The sequence below is a fragment of the Prochlorococcus marinus subsp. marinus str. CCMP1375 genome (assembly GCF_000007925.1).
GTDB lineage: Bacteria > Cyanobacteriota > Cyanobacteriia > PCC-6307 > Cyanobiaceae > Prochlorococcus_E > Prochlorococcus_E marinus.
Map to the genome: position 1 here is coordinate 997,101 of NC_005042.1, position 25,330 is coordinate 1,022,430.

20 protein-coding genes are annotated in these 25,330 nt (G+C 36.3%); 15 read left to right on the forward strand and 5 right to left on the reverse strand.

What is annotated here, in order from left to right; genetic code table 11:
• The first annotated feature begins 17 nt into the window (after positions 1-17).
• The 7 genes from PRO_RS05300 to clpB all read left to right on the forward strand — a co-directional run bounded on the left by PRO_RS05300 (position 18) and on the right by clpB (position 9,762).
• Positions 18-284 (forward strand): hypothetical protein, encoded by a 267-nt coding sequence (locus PRO_RS05300; protein WP_011125228.1) that lies wholly within the window; start codon positions 18-20, stop codon positions 282-284.
• Positions 285-298: 14 nt separating this feature from the next.
• Positions 299-1,906: a CocE/NonD family hydrolase gene (locus PRO_RS05305; protein WP_011125229.1), complete on the forward strand. Its 1,608-nt coding sequence runs from the start codon at positions 299-301 to the stop codon at positions 1,904-1,906.
• Between the two features lie 35 nt (positions 1,907-1,941).
• Entirely contained in the window at positions 1,942-4,209 is a 2,268-nt protein-coding gene (gene glgB / locus PRO_RS05310) for a 1,4-alpha-glucan branching protein GlgB (RefSeq protein ID WP_011125230.1), read from the forward strand.
• Between the two features lie 141 nt (positions 4,210-4,350).
• Positions 4,351-5,406 carry a uroporphyrinogen decarboxylase gene (gene hemE / locus PRO_RS05315; protein WP_011125231.1) on the forward strand — a complete coding sequence of 352 codons (1,056 nt, stop codon included), beginning with the start codon at positions 4,351-4,353 and terminating at the stop codon, positions 5,404-5,406.
• A complete protein-coding gene (locus tag PRO_RS05320; protein WP_011125232.1) occupies positions 5,403-6,425 on the forward strand; it encodes an NAD-dependent epimerase/dehydratase family protein in 1,023 nt (340 codons plus the stop codon). Before hemE ends, PRO_RS05320 begins: the two co-directional genes overlap by 4 nt.
• Before the next feature lie 8 nt (positions 6,426-6,433).
• Positions 6,434-6,793, forward strand: coding sequence for a plastocyanin (gene petE / locus PRO_RS05325; protein WP_011125233.1), 360 nt, complete (start codon positions 6,434-6,436; stop codon positions 6,791-6,793).
• A 374-nt stretch (positions 6,794-7,167) separates the two neighbouring features.
• Positions 7,168-9,762 (forward strand): ATP-dependent chaperone ClpB, encoded by a 2,595-nt coding sequence (gene clpB / locus PRO_RS05330; protein ID WP_011125234.1) that lies wholly within the window; start codon positions 7,168-7,170, stop codon positions 9,760-9,762.
• Between the two features lie 4 nt (positions 9,763-9,766).
• Here clpB and PRO_RS05335 read toward each other — a convergent pair whose 3' ends face one another.
• Positions 9,767-10,432, reverse strand: a complete 666-nt coding sequence (locus PRO_RS05335; protein WP_225866420.1) for a response regulator transcription factor — start codon at positions 10,430-10,432, stop codon at positions 9,767-9,769.
• A gap of 170 nt (positions 10,433-10,602) precedes the next feature.
• Between PRO_RS05335 and PRO_RS05340 the strand changes: the two genes are divergently transcribed.
• Positions 10,603-10,875: a DUF6761 family protein gene (locus PRO_RS05340; RefSeq protein ID WP_011125236.1), complete on the forward strand. Its 273-nt coding sequence runs from the start codon at positions 10,603-10,605 to the stop codon at positions 10,873-10,875.
• Between the two features lie 4 nt (positions 10,876-10,879).
• Here PRO_RS05340 and grxD read toward each other — a convergent pair whose 3' ends face one another.
• The 4 genes from grxD to PRO_RS05360 are packed head-to-tail and all read right to left on the reverse strand — an operon-like array spanning position 10,880 to position 12,751.
• Positions 10,880-11,203: a Grx4 family monothiol glutaredoxin gene (grxD, locus tag PRO_RS05345; RefSeq protein WP_011125237.1), complete on the reverse strand. Its 324-nt coding sequence runs from the start codon at positions 11,201-11,203 to the stop codon at positions 10,880-10,882.
• A 15-nt stretch (positions 11,204-11,218) separates the two neighbouring features.
• Complete coding sequence (locus PRO_RS05350) at positions 11,219-11,449, reverse strand: BolA family protein (RefSeq protein ID WP_011125238.1); 231 nt, start codon at positions 11,447-11,449, stop codon at positions 11,219-11,221.
• 51 nt (positions 11,450-11,500) lie between these two features.
• The gene (locus PRO_RS05355; protein ID WP_011125239.1) at positions 11,501-12,031 is read right to left on the reverse strand and encodes a hypothetical protein; all 531 of its coding nucleotides are present in this window, start codon (positions 12,029-12,031) and stop codon (positions 11,501-11,503) included.
• A 36-nt stretch (positions 12,032-12,067) separates the two neighbouring features.
• Positions 12,068-12,751: a lysophospholipid acyltransferase family protein gene (locus PRO_RS05360; RefSeq protein WP_011125240.1), complete on the reverse strand. Its 684-nt coding sequence runs from the start codon at positions 12,749-12,751 to the stop codon at positions 12,068-12,070.
• Positions 12,752-12,904: 153 nt separating this feature from the next.
• On the opposite strand from PRO_RS05360, the gene PRO_RS05365 reads away from it, so the two are divergent.
• The 7 genes from PRO_RS05365 to PRO_RS05395 all read left to right on the forward strand — a co-directional run bounded on the left by PRO_RS05365 (position 12,905) and on the right by PRO_RS05395 (position 25,301).
• On the forward strand, positions 12,905-13,645 hold the full coding sequence (locus PRO_RS05365; protein WP_011125241.1) for a pyridoxine 5'-phosphate synthase: 741 nt from the start codon (positions 12,905-12,907) through the stop codon (positions 13,643-13,645).
• A gap of 24 nt (positions 13,646-13,669) precedes the next feature.
• The gene (locus PRO_RS05370; protein ID WP_011125242.1) at positions 13,670-16,981 is read left to right on the forward strand and encodes an exodeoxyribonuclease V subunit gamma; all 3,312 of its coding nucleotides are present in this window, start codon (positions 13,670-13,672) and stop codon (positions 16,979-16,981) included.
• Positions 16,982-16,992: 11 nt separating this feature from the next.
• Complete coding sequence (locus PRO_RS05375) at positions 16,993-17,514, forward strand: methyltransferase family protein (protein ID WP_036892272.1); 522 nt, start codon at positions 16,993-16,995, stop codon at positions 17,512-17,514.
• Positions 17,515-17,557: 43 nt separating this feature from the next.
• Entirely contained in the window at positions 17,558-21,328 is a 3,771-nt protein-coding gene (locus PRO_RS05380) for a UvrD-helicase domain-containing protein (RefSeq protein ID WP_011125244.1), read from the forward strand.
• Between the two features lie 2 nt (positions 21,329-21,330).
• Positions 21,331-23,025, forward strand: a complete 1,695-nt coding sequence (locus tag PRO_RS05385; RefSeq protein WP_011125245.1) for an AAA family ATPase — start codon at positions 21,331-21,333, stop codon at positions 23,023-23,025.
• 158 nt (positions 23,026-23,183) lie between these two features.
• Complete coding sequence (locus PRO_RS05390) at positions 23,184-24,995, forward strand: DEAD/DEAH box helicase (protein WP_011125246.1); 1,812 nt, start codon at positions 23,184-23,186, stop codon at positions 24,993-24,995.
• 15 nt (positions 24,996-25,010) lie between these two features.
• A complete protein-coding gene (locus PRO_RS05395; RefSeq protein WP_052039723.1) occupies positions 25,011-25,301 on the forward strand; it encodes a hypothetical protein in 291 nt (96 codons plus the stop codon).
• Positions 25,302-25,330 lie beyond the last annotated feature (29 nt).

A 25,330-nucleotide genomic window follows, 5' to 3' on the forward strand; every position in this document is an offset into this window, starting at 1 on the left:
AAAACAAACTATATAAAATGCCTTACTTAACAACATTATTAATAGCTTTAATTTCTTCAACATCTTTTGCATACGGACAATCTAAGCTTTTGGAAAATGTTAAAAGAAATCCTGAAGAGGCAAAATTGCTATGCAATAAGTTTAGAAATTTAAATGCCAATGGAATTTCATCTAACTCTAAAGAAGTAATTGAAGAAATTAGTAGAGATAAAAATCTAACCTTTAAAGATGCAGAAATCCTATCTATTTATATCGTTGGTATGTATTGTCATGAAATCTATTAATACTTAAATCAACTGTGAATCAAGCTATTTCATATAAAGATCAAAGCCTAAGTCTTATTGACGGGATAAAACTTCGCTCAAGATTATGGATGCCAAAAGATGATGGACCTTGGCCAGCACTTTTAATGAGACAACCTTATGGTCGAAAAATAGCTTCTACAGTTACATACGCCCATCCTTCTTGGTGGGCAAGTCATGGATATTTAGTAATCGTTCAAGATGTTCGAGGGCAAGGAGCATCTGAGGGAGAATTTATTGGATTTGATCAAGAATCATCCGATACTACTCAAACTCATCAATGGGTTAGATCCTTACCAGAATGCAATGGTCTTTTAGGAACCTATGGTTTTTCATATCAAGGCCTGACTCAGCTACTAGGCGAGGAAGGAAGTCAGCCACCTGATTGCCTTGCCCCTGCAATGACTGGTACTTACGAGGATGAGCATTGGAGCTGCGAAGGAGGAGCTTATTGGTGGCACATAGGACTGTCTTGGGGACTTCAATTAGCTGCACAAAAACAAAAGAGATTGAAAGAATTAAAGGGATGGGAAGAAATACGTAAAAGTCTTCAAACAGGAAGCTATCTATGTAATGGTCCTGAGCTTCTTAAGAAATATGATCCCAACGGCATGGCCTACAAATGGCTAGCACAGTCTGAAAGTAAAACTAATCAATGGAAAATTCATAAACCATTAACAACATGGACAAAACAGCCCATGCTTCTAATAGCCGGTTGGTGGGATCCACATCTAAAAGGTATTTTGGACATTTACCAAAAATCAATTAGCAATGGAGGCCAACCTGAAATACATATTGGTCCAGCTTCTCATCTTGAATGGTGGAAAGGAACAAATCAAATTCAACTTGATTTTTTCAATTTTCATCTAAAAGATAAAAAGTCAAAAGTTAAAAAAACACCTTCCAAAAAACTTTGGAATCTTACAATTCACTCTTGGGAAACCCCTGGGAAGACAAAAAGCTCAATCAAGCAAAATACGTGGTTTTTATCTAGCGAAGGCTTAGCTTGTGGAGATACTGATGAAGGACTTTTAAGATCTCATCCCCCAGGGAAGGGGTACATAGACCTTGTACATGATCCATGGCGACCAGTTCCTGCAATTGGTGGGCATCTAAGTCCTACCCCTGGAGAAGCAAATAGAAAGAAGATCGATGAAAGAGGAGATGTGGCGACTTTTACAAGCACTCCCTTTAAAGAAGATGCAATATTGGAAGGAATTCCAAAATTATGTATTCATGCAACATCAGATCAAAAAGGCTTTGATCTCTTCATTGCTTTATCGATAATTTTAAAAAATCAATCAAACGTTCAACAACTTTCAACAGGTGTACTAAGAATTAGGGATAACGACCCTCACATTTTTCTTAAAAGGGAAGTAACTCTTCAACCATTTCTTGCTACTTTCCATAAAGGATCTCAACTGCGTATATCCGTTTCAGGTGCCTCATGGCCAGCTATTGCTGTTAATCCAGGCACAGATAAATATCCATGTGTTGGTCCAAGTCCAAATTGTTTAATCACAACAATTGCTATGGACCTCAACCAATCAAGACTTCAAATCCAACCTCTTTTTACTAACATAGATTCCCAAGAATACCTTTAATCAGATAAGGTCAATTCTCTATTGGTTATTTTGTCATGTCTACCAGCATTAATATTGACTGGCTGGCAAATGAAGGGCAAAAGCTTGCAGAATGTAGACATGACAATCCTTTAGGGGTACTAGGTCCACAACAAATTGAAAATAAATGGGCATTAAGAGTGTGGATGCCAGAAGCTGATGCAGTCAATCTTCTTTTAAAAGATGGAAAAAAGAAATTAACAAATCCAAATCATCCCTGGATTTTTGAAACATCACTAGAAGAAAATCCAGGGTCTAGTTACCAGATAAGTGTTGAAAGGGCTGGCATATCACATACCCAGAATGATCCTTGGGCATTTCGACACGAATGGATGGGGGAAATAGATAGACACCTTTTTGCAGAAGGAAATCATCACCATATATGGCGACGCATGGGTGCTCATCAAACAAAGCTTGATTTAGTTGAAGGAGTAATGTTCTGCCTCTGGGCTCCTAATGCCAGAAGTGTTTCAGTAATTGGGGACATGAATTCATGGGATGGAAGACATCATCCCATGCAAAAACGACTTGGTGGAATTTGGGAACTTTTTATTCCACATATAAAAAAAGGAGACCTTTACAAATACGAAATTAGATCTCAAGAAGGTCATTGTTATGAGAAAGCAGACCCTTATGGATTTCAACATGAAGTGAGGCCAGCCCAAAGTTCTATAGTTTCGACTCTTGATTCATATAAATGGAAAGATCAAAAATGGATGACTCAGAGAGATAAAACCGATCAACTGAATAAACCTATTTCTGTATATGAAATGCATTTAGGAAGCTGGATGCATTCCTCTAACAAAACCCCTTATATAGAAAAAGATGGATCTACTAGAGAACCTGTCCCTGCTGCAGACTTAAAACCAGAAACAAGGTTCCTTACATATCCTGAATTAACTGAAAAACTTATTCCTTACGTAAAAGCTAGAGGCTTTACTCATATTGAATTAATGCCTATATCTGAACATCCTTTCGATGGATCATGGGGATATCAAGTTACAGGATGGTATGCCCCTACAAGCAGATACGGTACCCCAGATGAATTTCGAGCTTTTGTTGATACCTGTCATTCAGAAGGAATAGGCGTAATTCTTGATTGGGTGCCAGGGCATTTCCCTAAGGATGAACACGGTCTTGCTTTTTTTGATGGGAAGCACCTATATGAGCATGCAGATCCTCGAATAGGTGAACACAAAGAATGGGGTACCTTGATCTTCAATTACAGCAGAAATGAAGTTCGCAATTTTCTAGTAGCTAATCTCGTTTATTGGTTCGAGCAATTTCATATAGATGGCATTAGAGTTGATGCTGTTGCTTCGATGCTTTATAAAGATTATTTGCGCCCAGAAGGTGAATGGATACCAAACGAAGACGGTGGTAATGAAAATTTTGAAGCGGTTAATTTTCTTCAACAAGCCAATCATGTGCTATTTCAACATTTTCCAGGGGCACTTTCCATAGCGGAGGAATCAACTACATGGTCAGGAGTCACAAAACCAACTGATATGGGAGGACTTGGCTTCAATCTAAAATGGAATATGGGCTGGATGCACGATATGCTCGATTATTTTGAAATAGATCCTTGGTTTAGACAATTTCATCAGAACAATGTAACTTTTTCTATTTGTTATAACTACACAGAAAACTTCATGCTTTCTCTTAGTCATGACGAGGTAGTCCATGGCAAGAGTCATCTTCTTCATAAGATGCCAGGTGACGACTGGAAAAAATACGCTAACACTAGGGCTTTACTTGCATATATGTGGACACATCCTGGTAAAAAAACATTATTTATGGGGATGGAGTTTGGACAGAGGCAAGAATGGAATGTTTGGGATGATCTCCAATGGGAACTGTTAGAACATGATCCTCACAAGGGTATTCAATTACTTATTGACGACCTCAATTGCCTATATAAGTCACAGCCCGCATTATGGAAAGATGATTTTAATGAGTATGGATTTCAATGGATTGATTGTAAAGACAATACAAACTCTGTAATTAGTTTTATGAGGAGAGAAAGCTCAACAGGTGAATGGCTTGTTGTTGTAGCAAACTTTACTCCAGAGACACATGCAAATTATAAAGTCGGTGTTCCAGTATCTGGATATTACGCAGAAATATTCAACACAGATGCTAAGAAATATGGGGGGTCAAATACTGGTAATTTAGGTGGGAAGTATTCGACAGAATGGAATATTCATGAATATGAAAATGCGCTTGAACTTTCTCTTCCTCCTCTAAGTGTCCTTATTCTAAAATATCGCAAAAACAAAAAATAATACATATTTAGGAAAGCAGTTTATTCTGAATACTACAAATTCAGTAAATACAAAAAGGTGTGAAGAAGATACACCCTAATCAGATTTATCCTACTTTTGGAGTTACTTGTCCAGTAAGTTTCTAATTCAACCTCTTCACGCATGACCGACTCACTTCCATTGTTGCTCCGTGCTGCTCGCGGTGAATCTGTAAATAGACCTCCAGTTTGGATGATGCGTCAAGCAGGAAGGTATATGAAGGTATATAGAGAATTAAGAGATAACCATCCTAGTTTTCGAGAAAGATCTGAGAACCCAGATCTTTCATATGAAATATCAATGCAGCCTTTTAGAGAGTTTAAACCAGATGGAGTAATTCTTTTTTCAGATATTTTGACACCTCTCCCAGGGATGGGAATTGATTTCGACATTGTTGAAAGCAAAGGTCCTTTGATCAACGACCCAATTCGCACCCTAGAGCAAGTAAAGACACTTAGGCCTCTTGAACCTCAAGTTAGTCTTCCCTTTGTAGGAGAAGTATTAGGAAGGTTAAGAGAAAGTGTTAAAAATGAAGCAGCAGTCTTAGGTTTTGTAGGGGCGCCTTGGACCCTAGCTGCATATGTAGTAGAGGGTAAAAGTAGTAAAAACTATTCAGTTATAAAAGCAATGGCATTTCAGCAGCCAGATTTACTTCATAAGCTTCTAAATCATTTCGCAGAATCAATTGCTAATTACTTAAAATATCAAATAGAATCTGGAGCTCAAGTTGTTCAAATGTTTGATTCATGGGCTGGACAATTAAGTCCCATAGACTATGACAACTATGCTGCTCCATATCAAAAAAAGGTTGTAGACCTTGTAAAACAATCACATCCAGATACTCCAATGATTCTTTACATTTCTGGCAGTGCAGGTGTTATTGAAAGAATGGCTAAAACTGGTGTAGATATAGTCTCACTAGACTGGACTGTAGATATGGCCGAAGGGTGTGCAAGACTGCCGAACAATATTGGGATTCAAGGCAACGTTGATCCTGGAATACTTTTTGGCACACCTAAAATGATACAAGAAAGAATCATTGACACCGTCAAAAAAGCAAAAGGCAGAAAACATATCCTTAATCTTGGACATGGAATACTTCCTGGCACTCCAGAAGAGAACGCAAAGGTTTTCTTTGAGACTGGAAAAAACATTAACAATCTTATTTCTAACATTTGAAAGAAGCTCGCATACTTATTACTGGAGCAAGTGGTTGTGTCGGCCAATACACCTGTAATTGGCTTTTAAAAAACACTGAAGCCAAGTTACTTTTGTGGATTAGAGATCCCAAAAAACTATCATCAATAAATCATGATGATCAAAGAGTAAAATTGTTAGTTGGTGATATAAGAAATCCTGAAGTCTTCTCTAATGAAATAGCTAATGCTACGCATGTTATTCATACTGCTACTGCATGGGGTGGAGTTGAAAGAGCAACTCAAGTAAATGTTATTGCTGTTAAAAAACTCCTATCATTATTAAAGCCAAATACTCTTCAACGATTCATATACTTTTCTACCGCAAGCATTCTCGACAAAGATCTTAATCCACTACCAGAAGCATTGAGATATGGAACTGAATACATACAAACAAAAGCAAAATGTCTACAAGATCTTGAGAATCATCCGTTGTCAAACAAAATAATCGCCGTTTTCCCAACACTTGTATTTGGCGGGCAATTTGATAGTTCAGGAATGTTTCCTTCAAGTTATTTAACTCAAGGGCTGAAAGAAGCAACTAAATGGCTATGGCTTGCAAGATGGTTTAAAGGTTTATCTAAGTTCCATTTCATACATGCAGAAGATATAGCTTTTGTATGCGGCCAATTACTAATAAGTGAGCTTAAGCCTCGTTCCTCTAAAGCTGTGAACAAAATTCCTAAATTTGTCCTTGGGCAACCCTCCCTATCAATAGATCAAGCTATTAATGCTTTATTAAAATGGAAAACCATGAATAGGTACATATCTTTGCCTTTATGGGGATGGATAATTGAGTGCTTAGTTACCATTCTCCCAATCAAAATTACTCAATGGGACCGATTCAGTATTAAGCAAAGACATTTTGTTCATGATCCAATAACAAACCCTAAAGACTTTGGTGGAACTAGCTATGCACAATCAATAAATGAAATTCTTCTTTATTCAGGATTGCCAAAAGGTAAAAAGTCCTATAAACAGGTAATATATCCAAAGAAATAAAGAAACAAATGATTTCCTCGCTTCGCTCAGCGCTATCTGCATGTTTTGCATTGCTTTTGGTGCTTGCCTTTGGAGTTGCATCCGCACAAGCTAAAACAGTTGAAGTAAAACTAGGAACTGATGCTGGAATGCTTGCATTCGAACCCAGCTCTGTAACCATAAGTACTGGCGACTCTGTGAAGTTTGTCAACAACAAACTTGCTCCTCACAATGCAGTTTTTGAAGGTCATGAAGAATTAAGTCATCCTGACCTTGCTTTTGCTCCTGGCGAAAGCTGGCAAGAAACTTTTACAGAAGCAGGTACATATGACTATTACTGCGAGCCTCATAGAGGAGCAGGGATGGTCGGGAAAGTAGTTGTTAACTAACGATAAATAAAAAAAATAAAAAAGCCGACTGAGTTCTCACTCAGTCGGCTTTTTTATTTTTACAATGAACTATCTTAGTATTGTTGAAAGTAAACGATCAGAATCTCAAGTAATTATAATCACAACAAGAACCTACACGTTTAATTTAAACTTAAAATTCTTCAATATTCCTAATATTATATATTACTTTGTATAAAAGCTATCTAACAGAGCTACTAGTTATAAATGGCTTTCATTCAAAAACATTCATGATATTTCCATTTAAAGAGATAACCGAACAAAGACAAGTTTACCGATCTGATGAATTCGGTTTACCCTCTTAATGCTAAAGGTATTTTTAGAGATAATTAATACACTTATTATTAAATATAATTATGGATATAAAAACTGACAATTTCACTGAAGAATCATGGTCTTCAATACTTCAAGCACAATCAAATGCAAAAGGATTTCACCATCAATACATAGAAACTGAGCATCTTTTAAAATCCTTAATTCAAGAGAATGATCTTGCAAAAAGCATTATTAAAAAATGCAATGGATCAATAGATCAAATTAAAATGCATTTAAATGATTTTATAAAGAATCAGCCTAAATTAAAAGAACGTCCTGAAAATTTATTCATTGGTAAACATCTTCAGAAGACAATAAATGAATCAGATCAAATAAAGCAGTCTTTTGACGATGACTTTATTTCTATTGAACACTTGTTAATTGCTCTCTCAAAAGATCAAAGATGCTGCAATAAAATACTTATTCATGAAAAAATAGACCCTGAAATACTTTTAAAATCAATAGCAGAAATCAGAGGGAATCAAAAGGTGACCGATCAAAATCCGGAATCAAAATATGAATCTCTTAAGAAGTATGGCAGAGATCTTACTTCTGCAGCCCGAGAAGGAATTCTAGATCCAGTAATAGGAAGAGATGACGAAATTAGAAGAACTATTCAAATCCTTAGTCGCAGAACTAAAAATAACCCTGTATTAATAGGTGAGCCTGGCGTTGGGAAAACTGCAATAGTGGAAGGCCTCGCACAAAGAATTATCAATGGTGATGTACCGTCGGCTCTACAAAATCGTCAATTAATCGCTCTGGATATGGGAGCTCTTATTGCAGGTGCAAAGTATCGAGGAGAGTTTGAAGAAAGATTAAAGGCAGTCCTAAAAGAAGTGACATCATCACAAGGACAAATTGTCCTTTTTATAGATGAAATTCATACAGTTGTTGGAGCTGGTGCTACAGGGGGCGCAATGGATGCAAGCAATCTGCTTAAGCCAATGCTCGCAAGAGGGGAATTGCGCTGCATAGGTGCAACAACAATAAATGAACATCGCCAACATATTGAGAAAGATCCAGCATTAGAAAGACGTTTCCAACAAGTCTTAATAAGCGAACCATCCATTGAAGATACAATATCAATTCTTAGGGGATTAAAAGAAAAATATGAAGTTCACCATGGAGTAAGAATATCGGATAGTGCTTTAGTTGCAGCAGCTGTGCTAAGCAATAGATATATATCAGAGCGTTATCTGCCTGATAAAGCAATAGACCTAATAGATGAATCTGCTTCTAAATTAAAAATGGAAATCACATCAAAGCCAGAAGAGTTAGATGAGATAGACCGTAAAATAATTCAATTGCAAATGGAAAAGCTTTCATTAAAAAGAGAATCAAATTTAGCAAGTCAAGAAAAATTAAATGCAATAGACAATGGATTGAACGAACTGAAGAGTAAGCAAAGTTCTTTAAATAAGCAATGGCAAGAAGAAAAAGAGTCTATAAATACTCTTTCGTTCTTAAAAGAAGAAATCGAAAAAGTTCAACTTCAAATTGAACAGGCCAAGAGAGATTATGATTTAAACAGAGCAGCAGAACTTGAATATGGAACTTTAAACTCCTTACAAAATAAATTAAAGCAAAAAGAGGATTTAATTATGGTCAATAATAATAATGATCAAAAAAGTCTACTTTTAAGAGAGGAAGTAACTGAAAATGATATAACCGAAGTGATCGCAAAATGGACATCAATACCCTTAACAAAACTTTTAAAATCAGATATAGAAAAGCTATTAGATCTTGAAGACAAATTAAACTCAAAAGTAATTGGTCAAAAGCAAGCAGTTCAAGCTGTAGCAGATTCAATACAGCGCTCAAGGACTGGTCTTAGTGATCCAAGTAGGCCTATGGGAAGCTTTTTACTTCTAGGGCCTACGGGTGTAGGCAAGACTGAGTTATCTAAATCTCTAGCTAAAGAATTATTTGATAGTGAAAAAGCAATGATTAGAATTGATATGTCTGAATACATGGAAAAACATTCTATTAGTCGACTAATAGGAGCACCCCCTGGATATGTGGGATATGAGTCAGGAGGACAATTGTCAGAGGCTGTTAGAAGAAACCCTTATTCAGTAATTCTTTTTGATGAAGTAGAAAAAGCAAATTCTGATGTATTAAACATAATGCTTCAAATACTTGACGAAGGAAGATTAACTGATGGTAAAGGTAAAAATATAAACTTTAAAAATACAATTATTATTCTTACAAGCAATGTGGGTAGTGAATCAATAATAGAAATGACCAATAAGAAAAACGAATACGAACTGATAGAAGAAGTTGTGAGGAATCAATTAAAAAATTATTTTAAGCCTGAATTTCTAAATAGATTAGATGAACAAATTATCTTTAAAAGTCTTAAGAAAGAAGATTTAAAAAAAATTGTTAAATTACAAATAGACAAAGTAAAAGCGAGATTGAAAGACAAGGGATTAGAAATCGAATTAAATGAAAAAGTAATAGATTGGATTGCCGATAAAGGATATAATCCTATATATGGTGCCAGGCCAATTAAAAGAATAATTCAGACAAAATTAGAAACTAAACTGGCTAAAATGATACTTAAAAGCAAATCAGAGGAACGCTCACATTATCAATTAGATATTATTGACGATCAAATAGTCTTTAACTAAGTATTTAAGAAGGAAGACTATCTAAGCTAAAGCGATACCCCTGCTGACGCACTGTTGTAATACCACCTCCATCTCCTAGCCCTGCTTGCTCTAGTTTTCTTCTTAAAGTAAGAACTTGGGTGTCAACAGATCTAGGACCGCCACTAAAAGGAGGCCAAGCCATTCTTAACAACTCATGCCTGCTACGGACCATGCCTGGCGGCATCAGAAGGGCACAAAGCAGAGCAAATTCTCTTGGACTTAATTCGACAGGTTTTTCTCTTAGTGTTACTTGACGGAGTAGCAAATGTACTTCAAGAGGACCGACTGTAACCCTTTCTTGTAGGCCTATTCGTCCTCTTTTTAAGAGAGTTCTGCATCGTGCTGCAAGCTCTTCTAAGCCAAAGGGTTTACGCAAAACATCATCTGCTCCATCATCTAAAAGGCCCACCAAGGTCTCCACTCCGGATCTTGCAGTTAGAACCATTACAGGACACCCTAGTTGTTGGCCCAAATTCAAAGCAGAGCTTTGTTCTAACAACTCAGCACTTACTAAAAGATCTGGTGCTTGATCCCTGCATAAATCAATTGCCTCTACAACAGACCCAACTGCAGCAGCCAAATGACCATCTTGCCTAAGCCTCTGAACTAGAACTGTCCTTAAAGTCGGATGAGGCTCTACTACAAGTATTCTTGAAGGACTTTGACTGGTTGGATGATGAGAGCCACCACCTAGTGAGGGCTGCGCACTTGGCTCATCAGAAAGTAGATCTGGAGTTAATGTCACAAGCCAAAATCAAGTTGCTTTAAAATAACTAATTAAATGTCCAACTGTAAGAAATACCTACACATCATCGCAAAATGACATCACAAGCATTTCAGGACCCTAAATCTATAAGACATTTTCAGTCAATATGTGATGCATGTCAGCAACTTATTCATACTTTTCATACTCCAGCAGAATTAAAAATTTATGCAGATGGATATTTACATGCACTTAGGAAAGAAAGGAGTCTTAGTCCCAAAGATCAAGAAAAGCTAGAAAAGCTTGTTGAAACTTGGATTCTTGATCCATCAAGCTTCATTGGTCCGGATGGAGATATAAATAATCTTTACTTTCAAAAGCAGAAGTAAGGCATCAAGAAGCAAGAGCAATCTCAAGTTTCTCCAGTAATTCGCCAGAGTTATACATTTCTATCAAAATATCGGATCCCCCCAAAAATTCTCCTTTTAGATATACCTGAGGGATTGTGGGCCAATTTGAATATTCTTTAATAGCTTCCCTGATATCCATATCAGAAAGGACATCGAAGGTCTCGAAATGCTTTCCTAGAGCATTAAGTATTTGAACAACATTATTTGAGAAGCCGCACTGAGGCATCAATTTTGTTCCTTTCATGAAAACCATTATTGAATGAGAATTGATTAAATCTTCAATCCTTGCTCGAGTTTCTAAATTCATAATCAAAAAGGAGCTTTAGGGAGTAGATGTTTTTAATGCCAATGCATGAATAGATTCACTGGCCAGCTCTTTAGCAAGAGCGCGATAAATCAATTGATGTTGCTGCACACGTGAAAGACCTGCAAATGTCGATGAAACCACATTTACATTCAAATGGTCTCCACCACCATTGATATCCTCAACATTAACCATCGCATCGGGAAGAGAACTTTTTATTAATGCTTTTACTTCTTCAGGATGAACCATAGGAATCAGGAAAGAATAAATTTAAGGAACCAGATGTTAGTACATACTAAATTAAAGTCTTTTTCTAGCTCCTCTATAAGTAGTGTTAACAAATCCCAATTCAACCAATGTCTGATACGCTTCTTGACCTTCTAAATTTGCTGGGCTACTAATTCTTACCACTTCTACTAATAGAGGTACCGCCAGTTCTGGTCTGTTAGTCTTTCTAAAAAGGATTGCTAGTTTTAAGTTTGCTCTTGAAATCAAGGAAAGAACTTTTCGGCTATTAGAATCCATTTCTCTAGGGATACGCGCATCAATTCCCTTAAACGAATTGCCTAAATCTCTATAAAAGCCTAATAAAAGCTTAGACATTTCTCTTGCTTTATCAAATTTTTTCCTTGCTTTATCAAAATCTCCTCTTGCAAAAAATTCATCTCCATCTGATAAATATTTTTCAACCGAGTTGAGGCTTAACCCAATTTCATCCTTTGCTAAAACTCTGAATTCCTCGGAACTTGATGTCTCTGAAATAGATGGAATACTTGAAAAAAAGAATCCTGCTCCGAGTGCAAATGCTGCAATAGGAATTCTCAAACTCATCGAACAAATAAAACATATACCTTGACTTTATATCTATTAGGAAAATCGGCCAACAGCTTTAAGAGCACATTCCTCAGCAGTATGCATCCTAGATGCAAGCTCTAAGTCAAATTCATTAGCAGCTTTTCTTCCTGTTTTAAGGATTGACATAGGCTCACCAAAGCATATAGCAGCCTTGCTAAAGGGCTTAGGTATGACCTCGCTATATCCTAAGCCTATAGGTAAAACCTTAACTTTTACTCCTTTCCTAAAAGCAAGTTGAGAAAGTCTAATCAAACCACTTTCGATTTTTATTGATTTCCCTCTTCGATTAATTTGTCCTTCTGGGAAAACGACTAATTGCATTCCAGCACTCAGAAGATCAATAGAATATCTCAAAGAAAGTAATGAAGGATTCTTTTTGTCAACTGGATAGCATCCCAATCGATTCAAGAACCAACCTTGTATTCCTTGCATCTCAGATAAAGTAACCATGAATCGACAATCTCTCTTTGTCACCCTCCTGCCTGCTGCCATTGTCAACATGAGAGCATCCCATCTAGAGCGATGAGTAGGTGCAAGAACTACTGCTCCTTCTAACGGCAGATTTTCTTGACCTAAAACAATACTACTTTTGAAATAATTTTTTAGGACGATGTCCTGTGTAGCAATCATTGCAAGTTTTCCCCACAAGGGGTTTACTCCTTTGCATAAATCTGATTCTCGTTGAACGAATGCCAAGAAATTATTGATGGCTTCAATATAAGAACTTAACGGTGAAAAGAATCTTTTATCTAATGGTATTGGGCAGTTAAGTCAGCGGCTAATGGTTTTGAGCAAACAAATTTGCTATTTGGTCAATAAACTTAGATTGAATTGGATAAGCATTTCCATATGACAAGTCTTGGAGTAAACATCGATCACATTGCAAACATACGTCAAGCTCGGCTTGCAAATGAACCTGATCCAGTGCAAATGGCGCTTCTAGCAGAACTTGGAGGGGCTGATGGAATAACAATTCATCTAAGAGAAGACAGGAGGCATATTCAAGATAGAGATTTAAAACTTTTAAGAGAAACAATTAAGTCTCGTCTCAACCTAGAGATGGCAGCTACAACAGAAATGATTGAAATTGCCTTAGATTTAAAGCCAGACATGATCACTCTGGTACCTGAAAGAAGAGAAGAAATTACTACCGAAGGCGGCTTAGATGTTGCATCAAATGCAAAAAGCCTTAAGGAAATCGTAACCAAAATGGAATCATGTTGTATTCCAACAAGCCTTTTTGTAGATGCAAATTCAAAGCAATTGGAAGCCTCTTCAAAGATTGGTGCTACATGGGTAGAGCTTCACACGGGTCCTTATGCAAGAGCTTCATGGAAAAATCAACCTCTAGAATTTGCCAAAATAAGTGAAGGTGTCGCGAGAGCTAGAAATCTTGGTTTACGTGTAAATGCTGGACATGGTCTGACATATCAAAATGTAGAGCCAATTGCATCAATAACAGAAATGGAAGAACTAAATATTGGTCATACAATTATTGCAAGAGCAATTGCAATTGGTCTTAAAGAAGCAGTTAAAGAAATGAAAGAACTAATAAAAAATCCTCGTCATGAACCCTTCTTTGGTTCATAGCAAAGCACCTCTAGATCATTGACCTTGTTAACTGTCTACCGAAGTAACAGAGCTGAATGGTTAGCAGAAGTGCTGGCAGCTCAATTACGTCTAAACAAGCCAAAGCCATTTCAATCAGTAGAAATAATGGTTAACACATGGCCAACAAGCAGATGGTTATCCGAACAAATTGCCACATTCAATGGCATCAGTGCGTTAATTGAGTTTCCTTTCCCTAATTCTCATTTACGAAAGTTTGTTCAACTTTTCTTAGGTTTAGAAGTTACATCAAAGGACCCATGGAACACCAATCAATTGACTTGGGAAATTATTGACGTACTGCCAAAACTACTTAAGGAAGAAGAATCCAAGCATCTGCATGAATGGATTCAAAAAGGAAGCAATAACAATAAAGAACTTGACAAAAGAATATGGACACTAGCCAAAAGTATTGCAAATACAATCAATGAATATATTTTGTACAGACCTGATGTGATCGCGCAATGGTGGAATTTAGATAGTAAACCGACAAAATCATTAAGAGATTTACCACCTCACATTAAATGGCAACCTTTATTATTGAGACTGTTAAAAACGAAAATAAAATCAGAGCCAATATGCCTACAAATAAATGAAGTTGTAACCAGGCTTAAAAGAAAGGAGCATTCCTCAAAGGAACTCCCCCGTGATCTTCTGATATTTGGTGTTAGCAGTCTTGCTCCTATTCAAATTGAACTCATTCAAGCCTTGTCCTCCGTGGTTAATGTCCAAATATTTCTACTAACTCCGGGACAAGATCTATGGAAACGTTGTAAAAGCAGAAGAGAGGAACTTGGCAATGATTGGAAAGTTCCTATGGATGGAATGTGGATGCTAAAAACACCTCGAATAGAAGCAAGCTTGGGCCGAATGGGATCCGAGTTTCAACAATTATTGGAAGGAAGTGGCGAGTATCAATTAGGCGAATGGCAAGAAAAAGACCTCTTTTCAATGCCAGTAAAAATAGCTACATACAACTCAAAAGAACCAACTTTTTTGGAACAATTACAAGAAAGTCTAGTAGTAAATAAGGCATCAATTCAACTTCATAGAAAGCATAAAGACAATTCATTAATCTTTTTAGAGTCTCCAGGTCAAAGAAGACAAGTTCAATTAATTCGCGATCAAATTATTCAGTGGTTAGCAACCGACGATACGCTCCAACCCAGAGACATAATAATTATGACACCTCAGGTAAAGAGATTAGCTCCTTTAATATCGTCCGTATTTAATGATATTTCTGCGACTAATGTTAATCTCCCATGGAAGATAACTGATCGTTCCCAAATTGAGAAACCAGGTTTAATTCAATTTATCTTAGAGTTTATAGATATTGCCTCTAGTCGTTTAACCGCATTAAATCTTGACCGTCTATTAACAAATCCAGCTCTACAAAACCAATTTAAGCTTGATCAAGATGAAGTCGATAGAATCACATATTGCCTATATGAGACAGGCTTTAGGTGGGGCATCGACGAAAAAGATCGCAATGGTAATAGTACTCATAGCTTAGAGTGGTGCTTAGAACGCTGGTTACTTGGAATTGTGCTTCCAAATGAACCAAATTTCGTAGAAGGAGATATAGCTCCATTTTCTTCAACTTTTACTGTTAACGAGATCACAAAATGGTGGAATTTACTATCTTTATTATGCAAGCATCTAAAAGCGCTGAGGAATTCAAGGAAATCTAATCAATGGGTTTTTCAATTAAAGTCAATAGTTACAGATCTTTTAGAGAATGAAAGCAATAGAACATGGGAAGGTGAATTGTTCAATATAACGATCGAAAACTGGTCACAAGATTCAAATGATTGCATCTTAAATATACAACCACTTGTAATAAAGGAAATACTTACAGAATTATTTTCTCTTGAGAACGGTCGGTTCGGTCATAGAAGTGGAAAAATAACCATTAGTGCTCTAGAGCCTATGAGAGCAATACCCCATCGAGTAATTGTTCTCATGGGACTAGATGAATTAGTTTTTCCTCGTAGCGAGGAACGTCCAAGTTTTAATCTGCTAGAACAAAAACGCCTACTTGGTGATCCCAATAATTGTGATAAAGATCGCTATGTGCTTCTAGAAGCAATAATGTCCTGTCGACAACATCTTTTGATCACTTGGAATAGTAGAGATGAAAAAACAGGAGAGAAGCTTGAGGCGCCAGCACCAATTAATCAATGCATAGATTATCTTAAGAATGAATTAAGTGAGAGTGATCAATTAGGTTTAGTCCAATCACCTCCACCTAATCCGCTAAGTAATGAAAATTTCATTGCTACTGAATATCAACAACCAATTAGTTGTGATAGGCGTAATCTAGAAGCAAGAATATTTCTTGATAACTTTACTAAGCCAAAACAAACTGCTTTAGGAATTCCATTTAGATGGGAAATAAATTATAAATTCAAAGAAAGTATTTTAACGAATGATATAGTTAAAAGTTGGTTGAGAGCACCTCAAATTACGTGGCTTGAGCATTTGCAGCTTAGGTCCAGAGAAAAGAAAATCTCAATCGAAACTATAGATACATTTAATCTAAATGAGCTCCAAAGGTACCAATTACTAAATGAAGAATTATTCACACAAAACAACCTTGAAAGTGATAACAACGTTTTGCCTATCTTATTAGGTGCAGATGATTGGCAAAAAAAGCTTAGAGGGCAAGGTATACTTCCTCCAAAATCAGCAGCAGAATTAGAGTGCGAGATACTTGAAGCACGAATAGCAAGTCTCTCATCACTAATAAGGGACTTGGGGGAATTAGAGGAAAAGAATCTCCAAATAAACAATGAAAATATAACCTATCTGATAATTCAAGAGGATATTTTAGTCGTAGAAATCGGTAAGTTAAAGTCAGCTACAATTATGAGTGCATGGCTACAACATCTCCAGGTTTGCCTATATGACGATAAACCAAGAAAGACATTAATAATTTCCAGAAGCACTACTAAATCTTCACAACATCAATATAAGCTCTCAGCAGAATTCACTCCTATTTTAAAAAAAGATGCAATGGAAATGCTTCAAACTATTTATATGCTTGTTGAGCAAGGCTTAACCGAATGTTGGCCAGTGCCTCCTCAAAGTGGGTGGGAACTATTTAAGGCTAGGTATATGAAAAAAACTAATTCTAATAATTACTTTAAAAAAAAATGGAAAGGTAGCTTCAATCAACATGGTGAGAACCACAATTCGGAAATGATATTATGTTTTGGATATGATTGTGACGCTGAGCTATTTCTAGGTAACAAAATATTTGAAAATTGCTTAAATATTCTCTACCAACCAATACTTAACAACTTCACTGCAAGATGATCTACAGAAAAATGTCATATAAATTTTTAAAATCTTTTGGTATAACAAAGGATGGAATACTGCATAATAAGAAAGGTGAGTGGTATTTATATGCACAAATAGTAGTGATTATGACACAACTACTTACTCCACCAAGGCACCAGCTAGAATATTTGCCCATCTCAATCAAAATAATTGCTTTATTAATATTGATCCTAGGTGCTTATCGAGCAATCCTAAGTATAAGATATCTTGGGCCAAATTTTTCTCCACTTCCTGAGCCAAGAGAGTCTACAGTTTTTGTAACTGAAGGCCCCTACAAATATTGTAGACATCCAATATATCAAAGCATAATACTAATGTCTATTGGCTTGACTTTGTTTAGAGCAAGTCTAACTCACCTAATATTATTTATAATATTAGGTATTATTTTAGTTAGCAAAGCTAAACTAGAAGAGAAAAAGTTAAAATTAATTTGTTCCCAATACTCAAAATATTTATTAAAAACACCAGCTATTTTTAAAGGGATTAGTTTCTTTGATTGGCGTCACTAATACCAGATTCTTCATATGTATTATCAACTGAAGAAAGAATAAAATGACCACTATTCCATTCCAACCAAATCAGTACCCCCTTGAACCAGGCATGAGGCTTTTAGAAGCCAGTGCAGGTACTGGTAAAACATATTCATTGGCTCATTTAGTTCTTCGCCTTCTGACAGAAAAAGGATGTCCTATAAATAAAATTTTAGTCATAAGCTTCACAAAGGCTACTGCATCGGAGATAAAAGCAAGAATAAGTTCTCGACTCGTATTAGCCCTAAAAGGATTAGAAAGTTATACGCCTAAATCTCTGGCAAGTTGCACTGATCAGGTAATGAATGAATGGTTAGAGTCAAAAGTAATAGATGAATCTACTAGGCTTCAATGGGCCAGTCTTTTAATTAAAGCATTAGAAAATATTGATTCTGCGGATATCACAACTATTCATGGTTTCTGTAGTAGAAACCTTAAAAGGGAAGCTATCGATGTTGGTAATAATATAGAAACTGAAGCACTTTCAGAAGAAGATAATAAAGAGCTAATCTTGGAAATAATTCATGAATATTGGAGAGAAGAGGTTCTTTCATTAGCTCCTTCGCAGGTGAAAGGACTACAAAATGCAGGAATATCAATAGATTGTTTAGTCAATAGTCTAATAAAAATCGACAATAACCCTAGTATCGAACTAAAAAAGATCCATCAGGAAATTAAACACAACGAATCCTTGTCTCGTCAATTTAATGGCTGGATTCAAAATTGTTGGGATGATTTTGTCCTTGAATGGGGAGAAGGCGGAATGCAATTAGAAGAAGATTTTAGACTTCAATCACTTTCCTGGAAAAAAATGGGGATTGAAAATATCAGGCCTTTCTCTATCAAACCTAGAAGAAAGAGAGCTATAGAACTAACCGCCTGGATTAATGAACAAACAAACAAGAATGAAAAAACAAGCTCTGATAGAAGTCCTGACTATTTCTCTATTCGAAGTAATCTTTTAATAAAAGATTACTTTCATCCAATAAAAATTTATGAAATAGAACGGCGAAACAAATTACCAATATCCTCTTTACTAAAACCAAAACTACAAACTTCAATAGCAGACTTATGTGATAAGCCTTCTGAAATGGTTTTAGAACATGCCCTTATTTGGTCACACGAAAAGTTAATTCAGAGAAGAAATCAAAAAGGAGTAGTTAGCTATGCAGATCAACTTAAAGCATTAGATCCTGGTAAAACTTCAAACTTTAAAGCATCTTCAGAATTCCTACTTGAACGACTAAGGGAAAAATATAAAGTCGTTCTAGTTGATGAGTTTCAAGATACTGATCCTGTTCAATGGAGAATTATCAATCAAGCATTTAGTAAAAGCAAAGAACATTTTCTTTTAATGGTAGGAGATCCAAAGCAATCTATTTATAAGTTTCGAGGGGGTGACTTAACTACATACTTGATAGCAAGAAAAAAAGCAGAACGAATCGACTCATTGTTGACAAACTATCGATCAGCTCCCAAGCTCATGAAAGGCCTTAATACTCTATTAAATGCCGGCTTGAAATATTCAAAGCTTGAGGCTCCCCCATTAATTTCTGCATCAAAGGAAAATATACTTTTTTCAAAATCAGGCACAGCTCCTATTGAAATTATAGATATTAAAGGCGTCACGCCTACGCCAACCTCATTTAATGATGATTTGCCATCGAAAGCATTGGTTGAAGAAAATATTCCTGTAATAGTAACTAATACAATTCTAGATCTACTCCAGAATCATAGTGATGAATTAAATCCCCATGACATTTGCGTACTAGTAAGTCGGCATGAACAAGCTGAAAATATCAGAAAATCTCTAGAAAAAGCTAATCTTCCAAGTCGACTGGTTAGCAAAGGGGATGTGCTTGATAGTCAAACAGCTAAAAATGTACAACTCTTTTTGGAATGCCTTGCCCATCCAACCAACACCAGCATTATTAAACTGTTAGCCTGCTCATCCTTAATGCAGTGGGATATAAATAAAATCAATGCCTGCGAACAAAATGGTGAAATTGATGAGGTTATTATTAGATGTGTAGATTGGGCCAATAGGCTACAAAACATAGGTCTTATAGGCTGCCTATCTGAGCTGTTAGGAAGTAAGAACCTGGCTATGCTTTCAAAACAGGGAAGGATGCTTGGGGATCTCCAACAATGTGCAGACCTTGTACAAGAGGCAATACATATCAAAGGGCTTGATGCTTTAGGAGCTGCCAGATGGCTTTCTCAACAACGTAGTTTTTCAAGAGATCCAACACCAGAAAGTCGTCGTCCTAACAGTGATATAGCAGAAAAGGCTATTAATGTAATTACAATCCACAGAAGTAAAGGGCTTCAATATAAAGTCGTTATTTGCCCATATCTTTGGCAATCTCCACCTCTCCCAAACGGTCCCTTATGGTGTATCAAAAACTCAAATGAATGGCTAATTTCACTTAACACAGGATGGGGGGGTAGTCGTAATATATTAGAAGCAGCAATCAATGAATCTATAGAGGAATCAGAACGACTTGCATATGTAGCTCTTACTCGTGCTCAAAAGAAATTAATAATCATATGGAGTATGGCTTCGAGGCAAGAAAATAATCCTTTATTAAATTTATTATTTGGGAAAGAATCACATGAATACAACCGACAAGAACTAACACAAGAAACGATGATTAAATGGCTAAACAGCACTAATGGAACTATTAAAATACATACTATAGAAGCCTTAGAAGAGCTTAGAGTCTGGAAGAGAAGTGGTAAAAATATTCCTCTTAAGATTGGGCCGAGCCCCAAGCGCTTATTGGATAAAAGCTGGGGGAGACATAGCTATTCAGCATGGCTAGCAACAAAGAATGGTCATCATGATTTCTTGCAGAACCCAAAAGCAATAGAAGAAGGGAAGGATACAGCACAAGATGAAGTTAGTAGTAAAGAATCCTCTCTTAACATTCATACAGGGCTATCAATTGATCCATACGAGCAAAGTCCCTTAGCAATCTTCCCAAGAGGACCTCTTGCTGGTGATTGTCTACATAGAATCCTTCAGAGAATCGACTTTAAGATCCCAGCTAATAGCCTCGAAACCACAGGTTTAATTGATGAAGAACTTAAGAAGAGCGGTATAGATGAAAGCTTGAACAACAATATACAAGAAGCTTTGGGAAGACTTCTAAGTATTCCTTTGGGTAGTTCGCTAGGGAACTTTCAATTAAATCAACTCAATACAAACCAACGAATAAGCGAACTTAGTTTTGACTTGTCGTTATCAATAAATGGTCAACCCATTACTTCTAGTGATATAGCTGAAATCTTTAAAATTAACCCTGATCATCGTTTTGGGGGAGAGTATTCAGAATTGCTTCAAGAGCTTAATATCTCAAGCAGAGGTTTTCTAACAGGATCTATAGACCTTGTTTTTATTGATAAAGATGATCCCGAAGATGCACGATGGTGGGTAACTGATTGGAAAAGCAATTGGATTGGAGACCGTTATCAAGAAAGGCAAATCTTTAATTGCAGCCCAATTCACTATGTCGACAAGGCAATGGAGTGTCAAATGAAAATGCATCATTATCCTCTTCAGGCTCATTTGTACTTAGTTGCTTTACATAGATATCTAAGCTGGAGATTGGATAACTACGATCCCTTGAGACATTTAGGAGGTTATGCCTACATTTTTATTAGAGGTATTCCAAGTCTTAAAGAAAATAAAGAACAATATTATCAACATGGAACGCCAGGTTTATTTATTGAAGAAGCACCACTAGATCGTGTACTTGCGTTAGATAAACTACTTAAAGGAGGGACTTGAAGATGAATAATGAACCTAAATCTCTTGAAAACCTTGTAAGTGCTTTAAATAAGCTCCTAATAAAAACAACTTCTCAAAACGATTCATCACCTCATCTAGAAGATCTGGTTAAATTGCTTATGGAATCCTTATCAAGAGGTGAAATATATTTAAAGATAGACGAAGTTGAAGCACAGATAAATCTAAAAGGGAGTGGATGGCCTAATAAACATATGAAAGTGCTTTTGGATAGTGGGTGGATAAATAAATATAATTCTCCAATGGTTCTTCAAGGCAATTATCTCAGTTGGAGACGTTGGAGTGAGGAAATGCAAAATGTTATTGATCAATTAACTTATAAGTCATTTCAACAAAGGATTAAAAAAGATCAAAATTGTGAGACCCTCACTAGACAAGGATTCTCAGCCCTTAACTTAGAACAATTGTCTGCAGTTGAAGCAATTTCTAACCACAATCTGATTCTATTAAGTGGCGGACCTGGTACAGGTAAAACGCATACAATTGTCAATATGCTAATTAAAGCATTATCAATCCATCCAAATCTAAAGATCGGCCTTGGTGCTCCTACAGGGAAAGCTACTAGACGACTAGAAGAAACAATCCAACAATCAAGCCTGAACTTGGATGAAGAATACAAAATTAAATTAGCAAAAATTCCCTGTTTAACTCTTCATCGTTGGCTACAAGCTGTTGAAGGTAAGTTTCTCAAAGGTAAAAAAAACAAACTACAACTTGACATTCTTGTAATAGATGAAATGTCTATGGTTGACCTTTCATTAATGCAAGCTGTTCTAAATGCACTGCCAAAAGAAAGTCAATTAATATTAGTGGGTGACCCAGACCAACTAGCACCAGTGGGGAATGGTGCTGTTTGGCATAAATTACAAGAAGAAAGCACCCGCGAAATATTTAAACACTGTGCAATTCATCTAAGCAAGCTATATCGAACGAGAGGAGAAGTTGCTTCATTAGCAAAAGTAATTCGAAACAAAGGACTAAGTTGCTTCTTTATGGAGCTTAAAAACATTCCTTCTTCATCAAATGTAAACGTACTTTCATCAACTAAAGAAGTAATCCCTATTCAAATTGTAAACAAAATAAAGGAGCACCAAAATAAATTAAGGTCACATACCAAAGAAGCAAGAGTCTATTTACGATCTAATCCAACAGGAAACCTACATTCTTATAACCAAAAGTTAACAAGTAGAGTTCTAGATTGCCTTGAAGAGTTAATTGTTTTATGTCCTAGAAGACATGGCTTATGGGGTATTGAACATATACATCAAACCATATTAGGGAATCAATCAGATGAAGGTGTCTCAAGTTGGCCTGAAGGGACTCCTGTCATATGTGGTGCAAATCAATCTGAAATACATCTAGCAAATGGTGATATTGGGGTAGTAATAGGTGAAGATCAAAACAAAAAACTATTGTTTAGAGTCAATTCACTAGAAAAAGGAATCACTACTCAACTAATTCATCCAGCAAGAGTAAAAAGTCTTGAACCTGCATTTGCTACAACAATCCATAAAGCTCAAGGGAGTGAAGCAGAACATGTTATTTGTCTTTGGCCTGATCCAATTAATACAAAAGAATCAGCAAATAATGAATTGATAAGAAATGAAAATTACGAAAGAAGATTAATCTACACAGCAATAACAAGAGCAAGAACTAAATTAGATCTAGTCATCTCTTAAGGAAATAAACAAATAGACCCAAAATTATGATCTAATCCGACTCACAAAATGATAGATTTAAAAGACCCCTTTTAAAAGGCGCGTCAACAAAGCACGGTTATTGCCGATTGGAGGTTGTCTGCCTGATTTTAAGGGTTATCAGGTGTTTAATCTCTTAAATGGCAAAAACGAAGTCCAACGAAGACATAAGTACTTCTAATGTTTCTTCAAATTCAGATCCATCTATCTCTATTGAAAGTGAAACTGAAGAACATATTTCCATAACAGAAGTTGATGCTTCTCAGCTTGAAAATGTAGAGAAGGCAAGTAATGGTTTCGAAGGTTTCGGTTTTAGTGAAGCCTTACTAAAAACCCTTAAGAACAAAGGGTATGAAGAGCCTACACCAATTCAAAAAGCTTCTATCCCAGAATTAATGCTGGGGAGAGATCTGCTTGGACAAGCTCAAACTGGTACAGGTAAAACAGCAGCATTTGCTCTACCTTTACTTGAAAGAATAAATAGCAAAGAGCGTAACCCACAAGTACTTGTCTTAACACCTACTCGTGAACTTGCAATGCAAGTTGCAGAGTCCTTTAAAGCATACTCAGAAGGTCATGCAAATATAAATATTTTAGCTGTATATGGAGGATCTGATTTTCGATCACAAATATATTCCTTAAAAAGAGGTGTTGAAATCATAGTTGGAACTCCAGGACGAGTAATGGACCATATACGCCAAGGGACATTAAATCAAGATTCTCTCCAGTGCCTAGTCCTGGATGAAGCTGATGAGATGTTGCGTATGGGCTTTATAGATGATATCGAATGGATACTTGAGCAATTACCGAATGAGCGTCAAATGGTCCTCTTCTCTGCCACAATGCCTCCGGAGATAAGAAAACTTTCAAAAAGATACCTTAGAGATCCCGCTGAAATAACCATTAAGGCGAAAAAGAAAGAAGCTCAACTAATTAGACAGCATTATATAACTGTTCAGAATAGCTATAAGCTAGAAGTATTGAGACGTGTTCTTGAACTTAACTATGGTGAAGGAGTTATAATATTTGCAAGAACAAAAGCTATTACACTAAAGCTGGCAGAAAGCCTGGAAGCATCAAACCACAATGTGGCTGTGCTAAATGGAGATGTTCCTCAAAATCTAAGAGAGAGAACTGTCGAAAGATTACGCCAAGGCGGCATAAATATTCTTGTTGCAACTGACGTTGCCGCTAGGGGATTAGATGTAGAGCGCATAGGACTAGTGATTAATTACGATATGCCCTTTGATTCTGAAGCATATGTTCATCGGATAGGTAGAACTGGTAGAGCTGGGCGCAGCGGTGAAGCAATCCTTTTTATCAGTCCAAGAGAAAGGTCCTACCTAAACAATCTAGAAAGAGCTGTTGGACAAAGTATTGAGCGGATGGAAATACCTAATAATGAAAGTATAAATAACCATAGAATACAAAAAATCAAGAGAGATCTTCTAACAACCGCTTCTCAAAAGCGAAAAGATCAAGAGGAAACAAACCTGATCAAAGAAGTTATAAATGAAATAGAGAGTGAACTGGAAATCACTCCTAAAGAAATTGCTTTAGCTGCAATAAACCTGTCTATAGGTGAATCACCGTTATTAATTAATACTGATGAAAGCTGGATCAACCAAGCAGAAAGGTTTCGTAAAAGCAATGATCGACGTGATAATCGTGGAAGAAGTCGTCGTAGAAATGATTTAGATATAGGGACTACAGAAAAAGACAAAGAGCGTTTTAGAGTAGATGTTGGTCATCGAGACAGAGTAAAGCCAGGGAACATAGTTGGTGCAATAGCTAACGAATCAGGTTTAAATGGTCGAATGATCGGAAGGATACAGATTTTTGAAAGTTATAGCTTGGTCGATCTACCCAAAGGGATGCCAACTAAAATTTTTCAAAGTCTCAAAAGAGTAAAAGTTATGAATAAAGAGTTAAATATCAACCGTTATACATAAGCTAGGATTTTGAGAATGAATATTTTCTTTCATAGAAAATTTGGAACACGTCTTCTACTTGTTTCTATAGGTCTATTAGCTTCTCTATCGTTTGAAGATGCACACTCTGGAAGTCTAGACAGAATCATCAAATCTTTTTGTCTAGATGGATTTAAGAAAGAGATGGTTAATGCTAGTAATAAAATCCCAAAAGAGATGGGAGAATTCACATGCAATTGCTTTCTTCAAAGAATTAACGACGGTGACAACCTAGATTCTGCTCGTGAAGTATGCAAAAAAGCTGCAACTCAGGAATTCAGACTTTAATCAAAACAGTAATGCACATGAAACCATTA